This window comes from Streptomyces sp. NPDC052236 (genome assembly GCF_044548015.1).
In the GTDB taxonomy this organism is placed as follows: Bacteria; Actinomycetota; Actinomycetes; order Streptomycetales; family Streptomycetaceae; genus Streptomyces.
On the sequence record NZ_JBIUBL010000028.1, the window covers coordinates 116612 to 131840 of the forward strand.

Consider the following 15229-nt stretch of genomic DNA (forward strand, 5'->3'; position numbering starts at 1 on the left):
CAAAACCGAGTCCTATTTCGCCGAATGGGCGCGTCCGCGCCCGGCTTGCCGCCAGGAGTACGACGAACTCCCCGACGGCAGCCACGAGACCGGCATCATCGAGTGGACCTGCCCGAGCCTGCCGGTCGTCTCGCGCACGGCACTACTACGCGCAGGGTTGCCCAGCGCCTCGCAGATGGGCGCGATGGTCCCAGCCGGTCCGCTCCCGGTCTGAGCCTTCCGCGATCGTCGCGTTTCTGTTGGCCTACGGGACGCGGGCCCCGCGGCCACCGTCAGCCTTCACCAACGGGGGTGGGGATCGCAGTGCGACCCCCACCCCCAGAACCAGCATGGACCAGGCTCGCCGGAAGCACGGCGGTGAGGTGGGGCCACCATGTGGGGTGTGCCTGCAGCAGGTCACGCAGGACCGGGCTGTTCTCCACGGTATGTCGGCAGTAGTCAGCCCAGGGCGCGGCGCTGGCGCTGTCGGGGACCTTCTCGTGGACGTGTACGCCGCTACTCATAACGTCAGCCAGCAGTTCGGCGATGGTTATGATTTCGTCGCGCTCATCCGCTTGTTCGGGCAGTGGCTTGTCGGCGTAGAAGTACCCGCGGATGCCAGGCCGTTCGAGCATCAGGATGTGCACCTCACGCAGCGAGCGGAGCACCATGTCGTTCGCTGAGACGGCAGCTACCGCATTGCTGATCTTGGTCTGCTCGGTGGCCGCGTGCGTTTGATCGGCAGCGGCATGGGTCTGCTCCGCCGATGCTTTCGTCTGCTTGGCCAGGTAGAACACGGACCACGCGGACACACCCAGCGCCAGGGCGGCCACTAAGGAGCCCACCGCTTCGGCTGATACCCCACCCATGACGCTCCCGCCCTCCGCTCAGCAGTGGCGGGACAGTATCGCAGTAGGCCTCGTCGCGGCGTGGAATCTCATTGATCCCCGGACACGGCCTAGATGTATTGATCACGAACGTTGTTGACAGTAATGGGATGCCAGACGATCGGGAGGAGAGCTGCCCTGGGCGGCGGCGCAGCGCCGTGGTGTGAATCGGTTGATCGGTCGGTTCCTCGTACCGCGGTTCCAGTCGCGTTGGGCTGCACCGGTGTCCGGTGACAGCAAGGTTGGATCCGTGCCACCGGACATTGAGAACGAGCCGCTGCTCAGCACAGGAGAAGTTTTCCAGGGGCTCGGCCCTCGAAGACCGTGACGAGCCAGTTGGAGACGGTGGGGCCGTATTCTCCTCGGGCGGCTTCCACCTTGCCGCGCGATATAAGCGCGGCTCTCCGGGTGGTAGCGGGCGAGGTTACGTTCGAGTTGGCGGACTGTTTCTGGGTGGCCGAGCCGACTGCGGGAGGTCGCGTGATCGCGCCACTCGACTCGGTAGTCGTGTCCGGACCGCCTGGGCCGCCGGCGAGAGCATCGGCGAGGGCGTCAAGGCTGCGGCCGAAGTAGCCGTAAGGATCACCGAAGGCATCGGCGTACACCTGCCAGAAGTCCTCAAGCGTGTGGATGCGGGTTCCGTCCGACACGTGGGTCGTCGTCACGCCGGAAGCGTAGATTGATCAAGGTTCGATGGCACGCCCTTAATCTTTATTGCCACGGGACAACCAGTGTCCTGTGCCATCGAACCTTGCGCCATCATTGCTGCCATGGCCTTACAGCGATGCGACAGATGCGAACTGATCATCGGGCAAGGGTGCGACTGTCCCGCGGACGGAAGCAGTCCTCGACAGGCAGACGGGGCGATTGCCGCTCCGCGCGCCCCAAGGGACTTCATCCTCGACAGAATCTTGGTCTCGCCTCAGGGCTACGCACATATCCCAGGTGCCTGCATCCACTACGTGGTGTCGCCCGAAGACGCGGCATGGGGATGGATTCCCAACCCACCCCCAGGACAGTGGACAGGGATCAGTGAACGTCAGCCGGCACAGGCCACGGCAGGCAACACTGGACTGAGCGCCAAGAGACGCTGCCCGGACTGCGCACACTTCCTTGGCCTGCCCTGACAGCTCACTCAATGTTTGATCGCGGGGAATGGGAGTGTGCCCATGGCATGCGTTCGAATAGTGCGACCATTCGGACGCTGCTTCCGAGGCCTCCGGAGGTCTGCGTACAGCCGCGCTTTCACCCGGCTCGCCGGGCCCCCGCCGCAGCACTGCCCGTCGGTCCGCTCGGCCACGGTTTGCTCGGCGATGAACCCGGTGGCGCGCGCTGCCGCACAGTCCGCACTGCCGTCGGCATCCGTTCTGGTGGCAGCCTCGGAGGTAGGGCTCCAGGCTGGACGAGATCCCGGTGCGATCTGTCGCCGGGCAGGTTCGGTACCGGCGGGTGTGATCACGAGATCAGGGTGATGGCGCATGAGCCGGTCCAGCACCCGGGCCACGTAATGGATGTTCCCGTAGTAGGGGGCGGAAAGTGCTGGTCATGCTGCTTATGCGTTTCGTCCGGCCGACTGCTACCTTCCGGATGCATGAACGACAGCGTGTATGTGGGCAATGCGGGTGGGGACGCCGCCTTGGACCGGGGATGGCTGCTCGGTCATTTCAAGGACGTCTCCGACCCACGGCACAGCGAGGCCGTTGAGATCAAATGGGGCGTCCATCCACAAGGCGACGAGCGCGCGCAGTGGGTGACGGGCGAGGACCGTACAGCCCTGTTGGTCCTCATCAGCGGTCGCTTCCGGGTGGAATTCCCGGAGCGCAGTGTCGTTCTGGCGCGGCAGGGGGACTACGTCGTGTGGGGCCGGGGCGTGGACCACTCCTGGCACGCGGAAGAGGAATCCGTTGTGCTGACAGTTCGCTGGCCATCCGTCCCCGGCTACAAGGTGATTGACAAAGACGACCATGCGGGCTTGCTCGCGTGACGCCGTGGTGAGTGCTGGTCATAGCCACTCGATGATGACTGCGACCGATGGCGGGGCCTGGCCACCCGCGACGAGAAGGCAGCCACCGTCTGCCGTGCCGGACTTCTCCGTACCGACATCTTCACCTCCCGGTAGACCGATAGCTCGAACGAAAGACCTAAGCTCCGGTGGGTGACGCTCTACTTCGATCCCCTGACGACCCTCGGCAACGACCGCGAGGCCTTTCGGGGCCGTTGGGAAGACCGCTTGTGGCTCAACGTGCCGGGGCCCTTCTACGGCGGCGAGACCGATACCTGCTGGACGGGACGGCTTTCAGCGCCTGCCCATGTTCTCTACGGGGGCCAGTACCTCACCGAGTACGTCTGTCGTCAGCCCAGAACGCCTGCGGAGACGGCCCTGCTGGTCGAAGCCGCAGACGACGACCCGCTCCTCGGGTACGGCTGTGACGGCGACGCACGATGGACTGTGGATACGGTCCGGGAGTGGTGGCGCGACCGTGGCCGGATCACGCAGTACCTGTCCGACCGGAGGAGCGCGTGGGACGAGATCGATCCCGCACGGGGCCAGGGCATAGCCGGCGCCGTGCGCGACTTCGAGTCCTACATCGCCGGTGGGCTTGCAACTGACCTGCGGGTCTACCTCTACTGGCTGGACGAGAGACGGTCACCCACTCCCGATGACCGGTTGCCCGAGCTGTAGCCGAGAAACCACGCGGCAAAGCCCTGGCAGTGGGGTGCCCGGGGTGTCGACCACGAGCTGGCGCTTCCTGGCCGTTGATGCCGTTGATGCCGTTGATTACCTTCTTGGAGTCGTAGCCGCGTGACTTCTTCTTGACGACCACGGTGGCACCGCGTTCAGGGTCTTACCGCAGGCCAGACGGACGCGACGGAGCTGGTCGCGGATGACACCGAGCACAACGCCGACCGTCGCCCAGTGATCGTCGACGAACTCCTCACTGACGAGCCTGACCTCGGCGAGACCGGCCATGACCCCTCGTGGCTCCCGACGTAGGACGAGGCGGGTCCGGGTCACCGCGGTCGGTCCCCGATTGGGTCGCCGGGAAGAACACCTCCCTCCGCCCAGGATTTTCCCGTTGCTGAGATGCTACGGAGCACTACCGGGCGTGTCGTTGCCGGACCCGCCGTGATGAGGAGAGTGGGCGAGGTCAGTTGGCGGGTGCTTGGTAGAGGCCCCGGCCGGCGCGCTGGGCCCGTGATGTGGCGACGAGGCGGTCGAGTGTGCTGCGGACGGTGTTGATGTCCTTGGGTGTGTCGTCGCGGCCCAGGGCCTCGGCGACATCACGGGCTCGGACCGCTTTGCCGCCGGATTTCGAGAGAATGGCCATGACCTGCTCGGTCAGACCTCCGCTCTCCGCCGGGGCCGCAGCGCCTGTGGTGCTCTTCGCTGCCGTGGTCTTCACCGGCTTCACTGGCTTCACCGGCTTCGCTGTTTTCGGCGCTTTCGCAGGCTTCGCGGACGCCGCCTTCTTCGCCGGACGGCTGCTCTGCTTCTGCCCTCCGCCCTTCTTCGCAGGCGCCCTGCGACGGGTGGTTGACGCGCGGGTGCCGGAGCGTCCAGGCGTGGCTGGGGACGTGTCGTCGGTTGCGTTGGTCTCCTGTGCCGTTACCGGCGGTGCGGGAGAATCGCTGACCGTCTCGGCATCGGCCGAGGAGGCGGGCGGAGGCACGGTTTCCGTGTCAGAGAGGGACACTCGCAGTTGGGCGGTGCCGGACAGAGCCTGCAGTGCCGCGAGTGCGGTGCGCACCGAACTCAGCCGGTCGGTGACCGAGGCGAGTTCCTTCTCGAGCGTCTGCTGGTGCTCTTCCAGGCGAGGAAGTTCCTCCTCCAGGAACGCTGTTGTGGCGGTAATGCTTTCTGGCGTATTGGCTGTCGTGGTCACGGGATTCCCTTCCGTCCAGGTCACCGCGGCTGTCTCGTGTCAGTGACTATGTGGTGCAGGGTACGGCCACCAGCCGAAAAAGGGCATTCTGTCCGCGTAAGAGACCCCGAGCCCGCAGTGGCCGACGGGTCAGCGTGCAGCGGCCAGGTGGGGCCAAACTCATTTCCAGATCATGGCCCCACACACCTCTCGGTGGGGCGGCTAATGAGGCCCGTCGTGTCGAGGAGAGACCGACCGGCTGGGGACGTGGGCCCAGACAACTTTCCCTGGCCTGTCCACAAGGGGCGTGTAGCCCCAACTGAGGCTGAGGGCGTCGACGACGCGCAATCCGCGGCCACGGAGTATGAGGGGTGTGCTGGGCAGGAGCCGTGGGGGAGTGGGAGAGGGGTCGGTGACGGCGCAGAGCACGCTGCGAGATGTGCTGGACAGGCCGAGCCAGGCGTCTTCGCCGTTCGTGATGTCTGCGAAGGCGTGGCATACGGCGTTGGTGACGAGCTCGTTGGCGACCGCGACAACGTCCGGGATCGTGATCTGCCCGCCCCAGGAGCCAAGGGTGCGGCGGATGAATTTCCGTGCCTGGAGCGGGGTGCCGAGGGCGGGCGGGAGGCGCTGGGCGGCGAAGTAGGGCGTGGTGAGCCCCATGGCCAGGCCCCAGTCGGTCTGACTGGGCCGGCGGTGCGCCCCCATCATCGGCTCCCTTGCTCCTGCCCTGGTCAGGGCGTCGCTTGTCCCGATACTGAGGGCCCGGGCCCCTGCCCAATTAAACATTGCAGAGAACCCTTTCGGGGGACTTCGCTGCCAGAGCTCCGTAGCTAAGCTCCTCACTACCCCGTCATGCAATTGCATATGGCATTGCATAGGCATGGCACGGGGCGTGGGTGAAGCGGAGTACGAGAAGAATGAGGGGTTCGACATGCAGTACGACAACGGCGTCCCTGCACACGACATCCAGGGCGTGGTCTGGACCAAGAGCAGCGCCAGTATCGGAGAAGGCAACTGTGTGGAGGTGGCACGCCTTGAGGAAGGCGCTGTCGCGGTCCGCAACTCCCGGTTTCCTGACGGGCCGGCACTGGTGTACACCGCCAGTGAAGCAGCGGCGTTCCTCGCGGGCGCCAAGGCTGGGGAGTTCGACCACCTGGTCGGCTGAACCGGCGTGAAGGGATGACTTGTTCCGTCGGACGTGCGGGCACCGTTCTGGAAGACTGAGAGCGGTGTCCGTCTTCCGCAGGAGTCCGCATGTCCGTCGGCCCCGTGTCGCAAGATCCTTTTCCCGAGGCTTCAGTGACGCCTCTGCCCAAGCAGGCGAAGCCCGAGGCGGCGGCGCGTCTTCTGGGTGAGGAACTGCGGCATCTGCGCCTGGAGCGGAATCTGACACTGGAGGCCGTGGGTAAGGTCATCCGCGCGTCCGCGTCCAAGATCAGTCGCTTGGAGCGGGGCATGCACCCGCCGCGGGAACGAGACATCTACGACCTCGTCCGTTTCTTCCAGCTCGGCCCCGAAGAGGAAAGAGTGATCGACGCGCTGCTGCGCCAGGCGCAGTACAGCGCCTGGTACAAGCAGTACAGCGACGTGACGCCCACCTACCTGAAGCGTCTGATCGGTCTCGAAGGCTCCGCGCACGCGATCTACACCTACGAGAACCATGTCGTGCCCGGCCTGTTGCAGACGCCCCAGTACGCACGCGCGGTGGTCGAGGCGGCACTGCCGCAAGCCCCGGGCAACGAGCGGCGGGTCGAGCTGCGGATGGGCCGGCAAGAGCTTCTCCACTGTGACCAGTGTCCCCAGGTCGTCGCGCTTCTCGACGAAGGCGTTCTGCGGCGGCCCGTCGGCGGCTATGAGGTGATGTGCGGCCAGCTCGAGCACCTCTTGGAGGCCTCAGACATCCAGGGGATCAACATCCGCATCGTCGAGTTCGAGGCGTCGGCACTGGCATCGCCGACCTACCCGATCACGCATCTGCGCTTCAGTGACGGCGGCCCCTCGGAGGTCGTGTACGTGGAGCACATCGACAGCGCGATATATCTGACCCGTCCCTCCGACGTCGAGCGCTACCGGCACGTACTGAACCAGCTGGCGTACGTCGCCGCCCCGCGCGAGCGGAGCAAGGAGCTGCTGCGTGGCGCGCTGAAGCGCTACCGCAAGATGGTGCCCGCAGGCCCGCAGGCTTGACCGATCACACCATGAGGGCGGCGGACACCGGAGGCTACAACTGGGCTACTCCGCCCCACTCTTCCCACTCCTCGGGCCGGCGCGGCAGCACCTCGCTGTCCGGGCGCCACTGAGTCACATCCACCAGCCCCGGCTCGATGATGTCCATGCCCGCAAGGTAGGCGGCCACCTCGTGTTTCTCACGGACCCGGCCCCAGCGCCCGTGCGTGGCCTTCTCCATCAGGTCGGTAACTCCCTGGCGCACATCGGCGCGGTCGCTGACCAGCTGGCACACCACCAGGAAGCTGCCCTCCGCAAGACGTTCGGCCACGCCGCGCACCAGCGCCCCGGGGTCGTCCCCGTCGGGAAGACAGTGCAGGACCGATACGAACAACGCCGCCGTCGGCTCAGTGCGTGAGATCAGACGCTCGACGTCTGGATGCCCGAAGATGTCGTCCGTACGGCGCATGTCCGCGTGGATCACCGCGGTACGGCCGTTTTCCTCCAGCGTGGTGCGCCCATGCGCGAGAACGATCGGATCATTGTCGACGTACACCACCCGGGAGGCGGGGTCGATGCTCTGAGCGATCTGATGCACATTGTCCTGGGTCGGCAGGCCCGAACCGTGGTCAAGGAACTGACGAATCCCCCGCTCCTTGGCCAGGTACCGCACCACACGCCGCAGGAAAGCACGATTGTTCAGCGCCAGCTCCCTGCTGCTCGGAGCCACCTTCAGCAGCGCCGCGCACGCCTTCCGGTCGGACTCGTAATTCTCGATGCCCCCCAGAAGCCAGTCGTACATCCGCGCCACGCTCGGTGTGCCGACGTCAATGATGTGAGAACCGGTGGATGCCGTCTCCCGGACCATGTGCGTTCCCCCGTGCCCGTAGACATATAGAGCCCGTCGCTGCGGTGACTGGACATGCTAGACAGCCGGTTACCGCCGGGCTAGAACACGAACGGGCGAAACACAGTGCAGAGAGAGAAATCGGGTCACGCCACGGAGAGAATCAGGGCATCGCACGCCACGTGCGACACGAGAGTCGCTCCTGGGCAGCCAAGGCGATCAGAGCGAACGCTGCTCGCCGCCGCGCGGGCAGCCCGCGCAGACGCCGAGCCCGCCACGGGACACCTGGAGGGCACCGCCCGCCGACAGCAGCCCTTGCACGACAAACGCATCGGTTCCCATGAGATCGGCGATCTCCTCAAGGGGCAGATCCAGCCGATGATGGAGGAGTTCGGCATCACTGGCCGCCCCGCCCGGAAGACAATGACCGGATACAGACACGTGGGCAGACACGGCCCGGAGCAGCAGGTGCCATGCAAGAGCCGCCGGCCGCGCACTGCGCAGCGCCTCACACCAGATCACGGCCAAATCATGCAAGGCGGCGTCAACAGCTTCCACCGCCGCCTGCCGGTCGCCGAGGCGCTCCACGGCATAGTTCTCGTAGGCGTGGCGGACGTGTTCACGAAACGCCCGGTAGTCCAACGGCATCGCGGCTACCGGCCGACCGCAGCGAGGACCGGACAGCAGCAGCTGAGCGAGAGGGGACAACGACACAGCCGGGTACACGACCAGTCCTTTCGAATGGCACCGAGTCGGCACGAAAATGCCGGTGCTGTGCGGGTCAGCCGTCCACAGGACGGACAAGACCACCTGCGGGGAAGACATCCTGCGAGGCGAGGAAGGCGTAGTGGACGTCCTCCCACAGCGGCCTGATATCGCCGGGTGCGGCTTGGAGCTGAGCCACCAGACGCGCCGTGGTGGGCCAGTCCGGAACCTGCTCACCACCAAGGACCGCGCTCGCCGTCTCCGGGTCCATGCCGGTGCCTGCACACAGGACAGCCGGGTCGGGACAGGCCGCCGCCAGGTACAGGCCGCGCAGCGCACCGTGCAGCTTTTCGGCCGCGGAGTCAACCGACTGCCGCGCACCGCCGGCCGGCCCCTGCGCGCGCTCCCACAGCGCCCGCAGATCACCCGCGTCCCCGCCGAAGATCGTCGCCAACATGTGCACGACAGGCCAAGCCGGCAGGCGGTCCCCGGCCAGGATCCGCGAAACGTACGAGGAGGACAGGTCCGCCTGGCGCGCCGCCTCGGCCACCGAGATCTGTGACGTCCGCTGCAGATACGACAAGGCAGCAGCCAGCCTGCCCGACGGCAGCGCGCCCGTCTCCCCGACCTGCCCGGGCAGCGAAGGCCGGAAGGTGCGCGGCAGCTGCACGGGCTGCTGACGCGCGCGGCGCTCCAGGAGTCGTTTCACCCTGTCCGTGCTCCAGCGGGCACGGGCGCTTTCGGCGCCCGTCCCCGTCGCTTTCGCCACATCCGTCCATGACGCGCCGTCCATCCGCGCATCGTGGACGGCAGCGGCGGTAAAGCAGGCCAGCTCACCCTTCAGCCGTTCCGCGAATTCCATCAGTACCCCGAGCGGCGCCGACTGCAGTTCCGCCTCCACCAGCTGGGCCGACAGCGCGTGCAGCTGCTCCGCGAGCGAACGCGCCCACGGCTGTGACGCAACGGGTGCGGGGGCACGTTCCTCGTCACGTCGGCGCTGCGCGCGCCGGCGGCATTTGGTGTCGCAGTAGGCGCGGCGGCGTCCGGGGCCGGACCGGTGACGGAACTGGCGCTGACAGAACGCGCAACGACCGAAGCGCGGCGATGCTCCCATGTCGGATTCTCTCTCCCGTCGGCGCTTTTTCGTCCCGCTTTCCGGGACGAAAAGGCAGCAGCTCGGGGCCCTGCCCGCCTGGGCGGCCCGCACCCGCAGGAACGGGCCGGCCAGGCTCACCAGTGGCCCCCGTTCTGCTACCTGAGCTGAATTCGCCGGTACTGGACGATGGAACGTCCGGCGGTGGCGCAGACAAGAAGACCGGCAATACCGCCCAGGGCAGCCGGCGTAGCTCCGGTGACGGTCACCCACACCACGATGAGCACCACAGAGACCAGGCTCAGGCACACCTTGACATCCCAGGCACGGACGCTGCTCGGATATGGAGCGACCAGGCGGGGAATGCTACGTTCACGGGGAACCGAGGGCGAGTTGAAGCCACCTCGGTCGAATCGGTCAAGCATGGGAGACGTACTCCTTTTCTTGATCGCGCAGCCCTGGAGTGGCCCAACCGCTCCGGGGCTTTTGCGAGTTCGGGAAGCCGGCCGTCTCGGCCGCCCTCTGTTCTTCGGCGACACATTAACCAGACCACCGGACTCAACGCCACGATGGCAGTCGCCATGCAAAGACATGGTGCATGCAAGAGCGATGGAAATCCGCCTCAACGGTTCCGCTCCCGTACCAGCGGGTTCCAGCCAATCGAGACTTGTGCGAACAGGGTCAGCCAAAGAAGGGCGCGCTCCTGCGACTTTGCTGGTCATTTTCGGCTGCCAATTGCCCAATTTCTGGCTTCTCTTCTTCGGGAGGGCGGCCGTGTGATTGTCGGGTCACCTGGAAGAGTGTGCGCGTTGAAGATCGCATCATTCACTCTTACGGGTTAGTGTCTTGATGGAGAGAGTCGACCCGGTCTATGGGTATGCACGTGCAGATGCAAAAAAAAGGATCTTGTTTTGGGTGGGGGCTTCCAACTACCCACGCAAGCCGTCGACATGGAGGCTGCTGTCCCAATCCCATCCTGCGCGCCAAGCGTGTCCGCCACCGCCGGGGACTCATCATCCGCGTGCTGTGCGGTGATGCGATACGCGCATCACCGCAGCGGTTGGCACAGGGGCGCCAATCACATGCAGGGCAGCGCCGTTGAGCTGGGTCGGTCAGCGGCAGAAGAGAATAAGATGGACCGGCCCAAGAGCCGCCTGATCTGGCTCCGCATCCCCAACGTCGTCCGTCTCCTGCGGGCTCTGACCACCGGCACCATCCCGCTCACCCACGAAGGACCGCACCAGGAAGCGCCCTGGCGAACCGTTACCCACCTGCGCGACCTGCTGATGGACAGCGGTGTCCTGCCACGCGTCGACCGGCAAATCCTCCTCTATCAGCGCTGGCTGACAGAACAACTCGCCATCAACCCGGCACCAGATGCGCCGACTGCGGGTCTGCGGGTCACAGCGGAGAAGGTGTCGCTGGGACGCTCCCAGACTGGTGACTACCGAGCTGTGCTGGGGCAGGTGTACGCCCCGGAGGCGGCCCGCCCGGGTGCGGCTCAGGCGATGCCGTCGGCGGGTTGCTTCACCGAGTCGATGCCCGGGGTCCGAAAAGTCTGATGCGATCCTTTTCGTCTCCGCCGTACTGTCCGACGCGTGACCTACGTGACCTATCTGTTCGGCGACAATCCCGCCTGCCCGTGCGAGCCGCCCTCTACAGTTCGTCGGCGAACGCCCCGGCCAGCTCACGCCATTCGGCCCGCGGCAGACCGACGCCGCCCTCGTCGGCGGTGAGCACCTGGAGGGCGACGTGGTCGGCGCCGGCGTCGAGGTACTCCCGCGTCCGGGCCCTCACGCGCTCGGCGTCGCCCAGGGCGAAGAGGGCGTCGAGGAGACGGACGCTGCCGCCGCCTTCGAAGTCGCTCTCCGCGAACCCCAGGCGCAGCAGGTTGTCGGTGTAGTTGGGCAGTTGGAGGTATCGCCCCAGCATGTTCCGCGCAGTGGTGCGGGCCCGGTCGAGGTCGGTGTCGAGCACTACCGACAGCTCCGGGGCGAGCAACGCGTTGGGGCCGAGCGCCTCGCGTGCCTCCGCCGTGTGCTCGGTGGTGACGAGATAAGGGTGTGCGCCCAGCGCCCGGTCGGTCGCGAGCTTCAGCATTTTCGGGCCGAGCGCCGCCAGGACCCGACGTCCGGAGTCCACGGGCGGGGTGGCGGCGTCGAGTGCGTCGAGGTAGGCCACCATCGCGCTGTACGGCTTCGCGTACTGCGGCACCATCGGGCCATGGCTGACGCCCAGGCCGAGGACGAATCGCCCGCGCGCGCTCGCGTCGATCGCCGCGATCCGCGCCGCCACCTCCTCGGCGGTGTGGTCCCAGATGCTCAGGATGCCGGTGGCCACGGTGACCGTGCGGGTGGCGGCGACGACAGCCGCAGCGTCGTCGGGCGAGGGGCTGCCCCCGATCCAGAGAGTGCCGTACCTCAGCTCTTCAAGCTCGGCGACCGCCTCCGCGATCGCACCCTTGCCCGCGTCGTCCGTCCGCGACCCGTGCAGGGCGCTGCTCCAGATGCCGATCCGTCCGAATCCCTCGCGCGTCTCAGAAGTCATGGTGTGATCAACAGCGACCCGCGCCCGCTATTCCCGGCTGGGCGGAGATTCGTCCGTACGGCGTACCAGGCGGATGCTCCGGCGCCGACACGGTCGGGGCGGGGGACGGGTGCCCGTCCGCCTGCTCTTCCCTCTTACCGTCCAGCACAACGACAGGCAGGCACCCGCCGCCGCAGGACGACCACGCCCCGTATCTCACTCGCAGGAAAACCCCCGCACCACGGGCCGGCAACGTATGCCGATTACAGCGGCCGCGCCGGGTCATGGAAACCTCGTTGAGTACGACCACGATCCGGCCTTCTTCACTCCCCACGAGGCACACAACCTGTTCTGACGCTTCAAGCGGGTGGCCGGGCGCATCGTCGAGTCCCCGGAGTTCCCGCTCACCGCGGTGGACCGGTGGCTGGCGGACATGGAGCGCCGTTACCGGCTGGCCGGCTACAGCGAAAGAGCGGTGCGCCAGGCCGCGTTCCATCTCGCCGACGCGACAGGCGACGATCCGCGGGTGGAGCGCGCCATGGCGGGCTGGGCCGCGGCTCCGCGTGACCGGATGAGCGACTGCCATGCCTGCGAGATCAACACCCAGGGCCGGCACCGAGCCCGCAAGGGCCAGGACGCCGAGGCGATCGAGATCTGGCAGCCGGTGCTGGCGGGCACCAGCTTTCCGTCGACCAGGTCGAGCGGTGGGTGACTGCTCAACGCCGGGCGCTCCTGTCCGGGAGGCTCGCGCTGAGTCGATACTCGGTGGCCACCCGGGCCACGATCACGTCACAGTGCCCGTATGACGACGGACCATACCGAACCCCCTGGCTTCCTTACGGGCCTTGAGCTGTCGCGGATCTTCTACGAGGAGGCCGTGCGGCCGCTTCTCGACAAGGAGTACCCCGGCCTTGCGTACGCCGCGGCCCGTGTCGGGTCGGGGTCGGAGGTGCTCGGGTTCGACACGCCGCGATCGGCGGATCACGAGTGGGGGCCGAGGCTGAACCTGTTCCTCGGCCGGGACGCGGCCTCCGAGCAGGCGGCCGATCTGCACCGCCTCCTGGCCGAACGGCTGCCCAAGCAAGTACGCGGCTGGCCCACCCACTTCCGCCACCACGACAATCCACTGGACCGGGTCTCGGGCCATATGGAACTGACGGAAGGCCCGGTCGACCACCGGGTGTCCGTCGACGACCTCGCCGCCTGGCTCGGCACACAGCTCGGCCTCCACACCGAGACCGCCGCCCCGACGGTCCGGGACTGGCTGTGGATGCCGCAGCAGAAGCTGGCCGAGACCACGGGCGGCGCGGTGTTCCACGACGGTCTTGGCACACTGACCGCCGTACGGGAGCGGCTGGCCTGGTACCCGGACGATGTGTGGCGGTACCTGCTGGCCTGCCAGTGGCAGCGGATCTCCCAGGAGGAGGCGTTCGTCGGACGCTGCGCGGAGGTCGGGGACGACCCCGGCTCAGCCGTGGTCGCGGGGCGGCTGGTACGGGACCTGATGCGACTCTGCCTGCTGATGGAGCGACGGTACGCGCCGTACAGCAAGTGGCTCGGCAGCGCCTTCGCCCGCCTGCCGGCCGCCGAGTCGCTGACCCCGTCCCTGCAGGGCGCCTTGGCCGCCACGGCCTACCCGGAACGCGAGCGCCACCTGTGCGACGCGTACGAGATCGCCGGCACGCTCCAGAACGACACGGGCCTGGCCAGTGCGGTGGACCCGAGCCGCCGCCCGTACCACAGCCGGCCCTTCCTGGTCCTGCACGCCGAGCGTTTCGCCCAGGCACTGACACAGACGATCAGCGACCCCGCCCTGCGCAACCGACCACTTTACGGAGGCATCGATCAATGGGCCGACAACACCGACCTCCTCGCGCACGGTCTCGGTGACCTTCGCCGCCAGGGCGCGCTCGAGTAAGCGCCCTTCAGGAATTCGCTCCCGAGGACATACAGTTCGAGGATGCCCGCGAGAACCTCGTCGTCCGGCCGCTGGCCGACCGGGACCACGCGACGCGGGCCGCTATCGCCGAGGTCGACGGCGCGTTCGACGCCGCGGCCATGACCGAACTGTGGAACGCGGCACTGAGCGCCCCCGGATGGGATCGCCCTCCGGTCTGGTTCCACGGCGACTTCCACACTGGCAACCTGCTGACCGTCGACGGCAGACTCAGCGCGGTCATCGACTTCGGCGGGCTCGGCATCGGCGACGCCACCTGGATCCGAGGCCGTGGCTGGGCCTTGACCACCGCCCTCAACGCCTACATCTCCTACGCCGCCGTCAACCCGCGGGTCGCCGCGCAGACCACCCGCCAGATCACCGAGGCTCTGATCGGCTGAGCAACCGATTCCAGGACATGCGGGGTCATGGCGAACGCGCCGGGTCGGTTTCGGGCTCAGGTCCGAGGAGCCGGCGGGCGGAGTCCGCGTAGCGGGTGGCCCGGGTGGTCCAGAGCAGCGGGTGGGGGGTCGGCCGTGTACGGCCCGCTGCTGCGGCGGTGGTCGAGCCAGTCCAGGATGGGCTCGTCCATGTCCGCCTGGACGAGAGCCTGGAGGACGCCGCCGGTCTGTCGGGGGCCACGGACACGGATCGTGGGATCGCGGAAGATCTGGCCGTTCTTCTTCGTGTGCCGGAACAGTGACCGCAGCGCGACGATCCGCTCTCGCGCTGTTTGCGGGTGAGGTGGTCGTAGCGGCTGGACCACTCCAGCGGCACCGGCTGGGTCTCACCCAGGCAGGCCCATGTCGTGTGCCGGGAGCGAGGCTCGGACCCCGGGCCGCTGTCGAGGAGAGTGCGAACCCAGGCTTCGACGGCGCGGCGGATGCCCGGGGCCACCCCGTCGAGTTTTCGCTCCAGACGCCAGTGGCCGCGCCGCGCGAGTTCGTCGCGTACGGCTTCGTCGCCGTGGCGGGGCTCGGTGTCGGCGAGCCGGTCCTCTTGGGCGAGGCGCTCGATCTCGTCCGCACGGTCGCGAGCTGATGGCGTCGGCGCTGCTCGGCTTCCCGGGCCGCGGTGCGTTCGGCGTCGGCGTGCGGCTCGTACGCAGTTGTTGTGCCGGTGAGCTGCGCGGTCGGGTAGGTCCCGCGCATCGCTGCGCGGGACCCCCCTCAGAACCGTGCTTGCCACTTTCACGGCACACGGCTCAAGCAGACATGTCGGCTT

The 15229-nt window shown here is 67.3% G+C and carries 18 protein-coding genes and 1 pseudogene; 9 read left to right on the forward strand and 10 right to left on the reverse strand.

The window, feature by feature from the left end:
• Window positions 1–272: 272 nt before the first annotated feature.
• Entirely contained in the window at window positions 273–776 is a 504-nt protein-coding gene (locus tag ACIHCQ_RS35250) for a hypothetical protein (protein ID WP_399671960.1), read from the reverse strand.
• Window positions 777–1147: 371 nt separating this feature from the next.
• Window positions 1148–1531, reverse strand: a complete 384-nt coding sequence (locus ACIHCQ_RS35255; protein WP_399671962.1) for a barstar family protein — start codon at window positions 1529–1531, stop codon at window positions 1148–1150.
• A gap of 926 nt (window positions 1532–2457) precedes the next feature.
• On the opposite strand from ACIHCQ_RS35255, the gene ACIHCQ_RS35260 reads away from it, so the two are divergent.
• Complete coding sequence (locus ACIHCQ_RS35260) at window positions 2458–2850, forward strand: signal peptidase I (RefSeq protein ID WP_399671964.1); 393 nt, start codon at window positions 2458–2460, stop codon at window positions 2848–2850.
• 171 nt (window positions 2851–3021) lie between these two features.
• Window positions 3022–3549 carry a ferredoxin gene (locus ACIHCQ_RS35265; protein WP_399671966.1) on the forward strand — a complete coding sequence of 176 codons (528 nt, stop codon included), beginning with the start codon at window positions 3022–3024 and terminating at the stop codon, window positions 3547–3549.
• 466 nt (window positions 3550–4015) lie between these two features.
• Here ACIHCQ_RS35265 and ACIHCQ_RS35270 read toward each other — a convergent pair whose 3' ends face one another.
• Window positions 4016–4750, reverse strand: coding sequence for a hypothetical protein (locus ACIHCQ_RS35270; RefSeq protein WP_399671968.1), 735 nt, complete (start codon window positions 4748–4750; stop codon window positions 4016–4018).
• Window positions 4751–4951: 201 nt separating this feature from the next.
• Window positions 4952–5437, reverse strand: a complete 486-nt coding sequence (locus ACIHCQ_RS35275) for an ATP-binding protein (protein WP_399671970.1) — start codon at window positions 5435–5437, stop codon at window positions 4952–4954.
• Window positions 5438–5663: 226 nt separating this feature from the next.
• Here ACIHCQ_RS35275 and ACIHCQ_RS35280 point away from each other — a divergent pair, with 226 nt between their 5' ends.
• Both ACIHCQ_RS35280 and ACIHCQ_RS35285 read left to right on the forward strand, forming a co-directional pair.
• A complete protein-coding gene (locus tag ACIHCQ_RS35280; RefSeq protein WP_399672000.1) occupies window positions 5664–5897 on the forward strand; it encodes a DUF397 domain-containing protein in 234 nt (77 codons plus the stop codon).
• 89 nt (window positions 5898–5986) lie between these two features.
• A complete protein-coding gene (locus ACIHCQ_RS35285) occupies window positions 5987–6919 on the forward strand; it encodes a helix-turn-helix domain-containing protein (protein ID WP_399671972.1) in 933 nt (310 codons plus the stop codon).
• A 34-nt stretch (window positions 6920–6953) separates the two neighbouring features.
• Here the strand turns inward: ACIHCQ_RS35285 and ACIHCQ_RS35290 are convergent, their stop codons facing one another.
• The 4 genes from ACIHCQ_RS35290 to ACIHCQ_RS35305 form a co-directional block, all read right to left on the reverse strand.
• The gene (locus ACIHCQ_RS35290) at window positions 6954–7766 is read right to left on the reverse strand and encodes an SAM-dependent methyltransferase (RefSeq protein WP_399671974.1); all 813 of its coding nucleotides are present in this window, start codon (window positions 7764–7766) and stop codon (window positions 6954–6956) included.
• A gap of 198 nt (window positions 7767–7964) precedes the next feature.
• Window positions 7965–8393: a hypothetical protein gene (locus tag ACIHCQ_RS35295; protein WP_399671976.1), complete on the reverse strand. Its 429-nt coding sequence runs from the start codon at window positions 8391–8393 to the stop codon at window positions 7965–7967.
• 133 nt (window positions 8394–8526) lie between these two features.
• A complete protein-coding gene (locus ACIHCQ_RS35300; protein ID WP_399671978.1) occupies window positions 8527–9564 on the reverse strand; it encodes a helix-turn-helix domain-containing protein in 1038 nt (345 codons plus the stop codon).
• 137 nt (window positions 9565–9701) lie between these two features.
• On the reverse strand, window positions 9702–9968 hold the full coding sequence (locus ACIHCQ_RS35305; protein ID WP_399671980.1) for a hypothetical protein: 267 nt from the start codon (window positions 9966–9968) through the stop codon (window positions 9702–9704).
• A gap of 708 nt (window positions 9969–10676) precedes the next feature.
• Between ACIHCQ_RS35305 and ACIHCQ_RS35310 the strand changes: the two genes are divergently transcribed.
• Window positions 10677–11105 (forward strand): hypothetical protein, encoded by a 429-nt coding sequence (locus ACIHCQ_RS35310; protein ID WP_399671982.1) that lies wholly within the window; start codon window positions 10677–10679, stop codon window positions 11103–11105.
• A 94-nt stretch (window positions 11106–11199) separates the two neighbouring features.
• Here the strand turns inward: ACIHCQ_RS35310 and ACIHCQ_RS35315 are convergent, their stop codons facing one another.
• A complete protein-coding gene (locus ACIHCQ_RS35315) occupies window positions 11200–12090 on the reverse strand; it encodes a TIGR03620 family F420-dependent LLM class oxidoreductase (protein WP_399671984.1) in 891 nt (296 codons plus the stop codon).
• Window positions 12091–12436: 346 nt separating this feature from the next.
• On the opposite strand from ACIHCQ_RS35315, the gene ACIHCQ_RS35320 reads away from it, so the two are divergent.
• The 3 genes and pseudogenes from ACIHCQ_RS35320 to ACIHCQ_RS35330 form a co-directional block, all read left to right on the forward strand.
• Window positions 12437–12781, forward strand: coding sequence for a hypothetical protein (locus ACIHCQ_RS35320; RefSeq protein WP_399671986.1), 345 nt, complete (start codon window positions 12437–12439; stop codon window positions 12779–12781).
• A 90-nt stretch (window positions 12782–12871) separates the two neighbouring features.
• Window positions 12872–13987 carry a DUF4037 domain-containing protein gene (locus ACIHCQ_RS35325; protein ID WP_399671988.1) on the forward strand — a complete coding sequence of 372 codons (1116 nt, stop codon included), beginning with the start codon at window positions 12872–12874 and terminating at the stop codon, window positions 13985–13987.
• A pseudogene (locus tag ACIHCQ_RS35330) lies at window positions 13984–14406 on the forward strand (phosphotransferase); the annotation flags it as partial. The gene ACIHCQ_RS35325 and the pseudogene ACIHCQ_RS35330, both read left to right, overlap by 4 nt.
• A gap of 56 nt (window positions 14407–14462) precedes the next feature.
• On the opposite strand, the gene ACIHCQ_RS35335 reads toward ACIHCQ_RS35330, so the two are convergent.
• Window positions 14463–14771 (reverse strand): hypothetical protein, encoded by a 309-nt coding sequence (locus ACIHCQ_RS35335; protein ID WP_399671990.1) that lies wholly within the window; start codon window positions 14769–14771, stop codon window positions 14463–14465.
• A 44-nt stretch (window positions 14772–14815) separates the two neighbouring features.
• On the opposite strand from ACIHCQ_RS35335, the gene ACIHCQ_RS35340 reads away from it, so the two are divergent.
• Entirely contained in the window at window positions 14816–15046 is a 231-nt protein-coding gene (locus ACIHCQ_RS35340) for a hypothetical protein (protein WP_399671992.1), read from the forward strand.
• Window positions 15047–15229 lie beyond the last annotated feature (183 nt).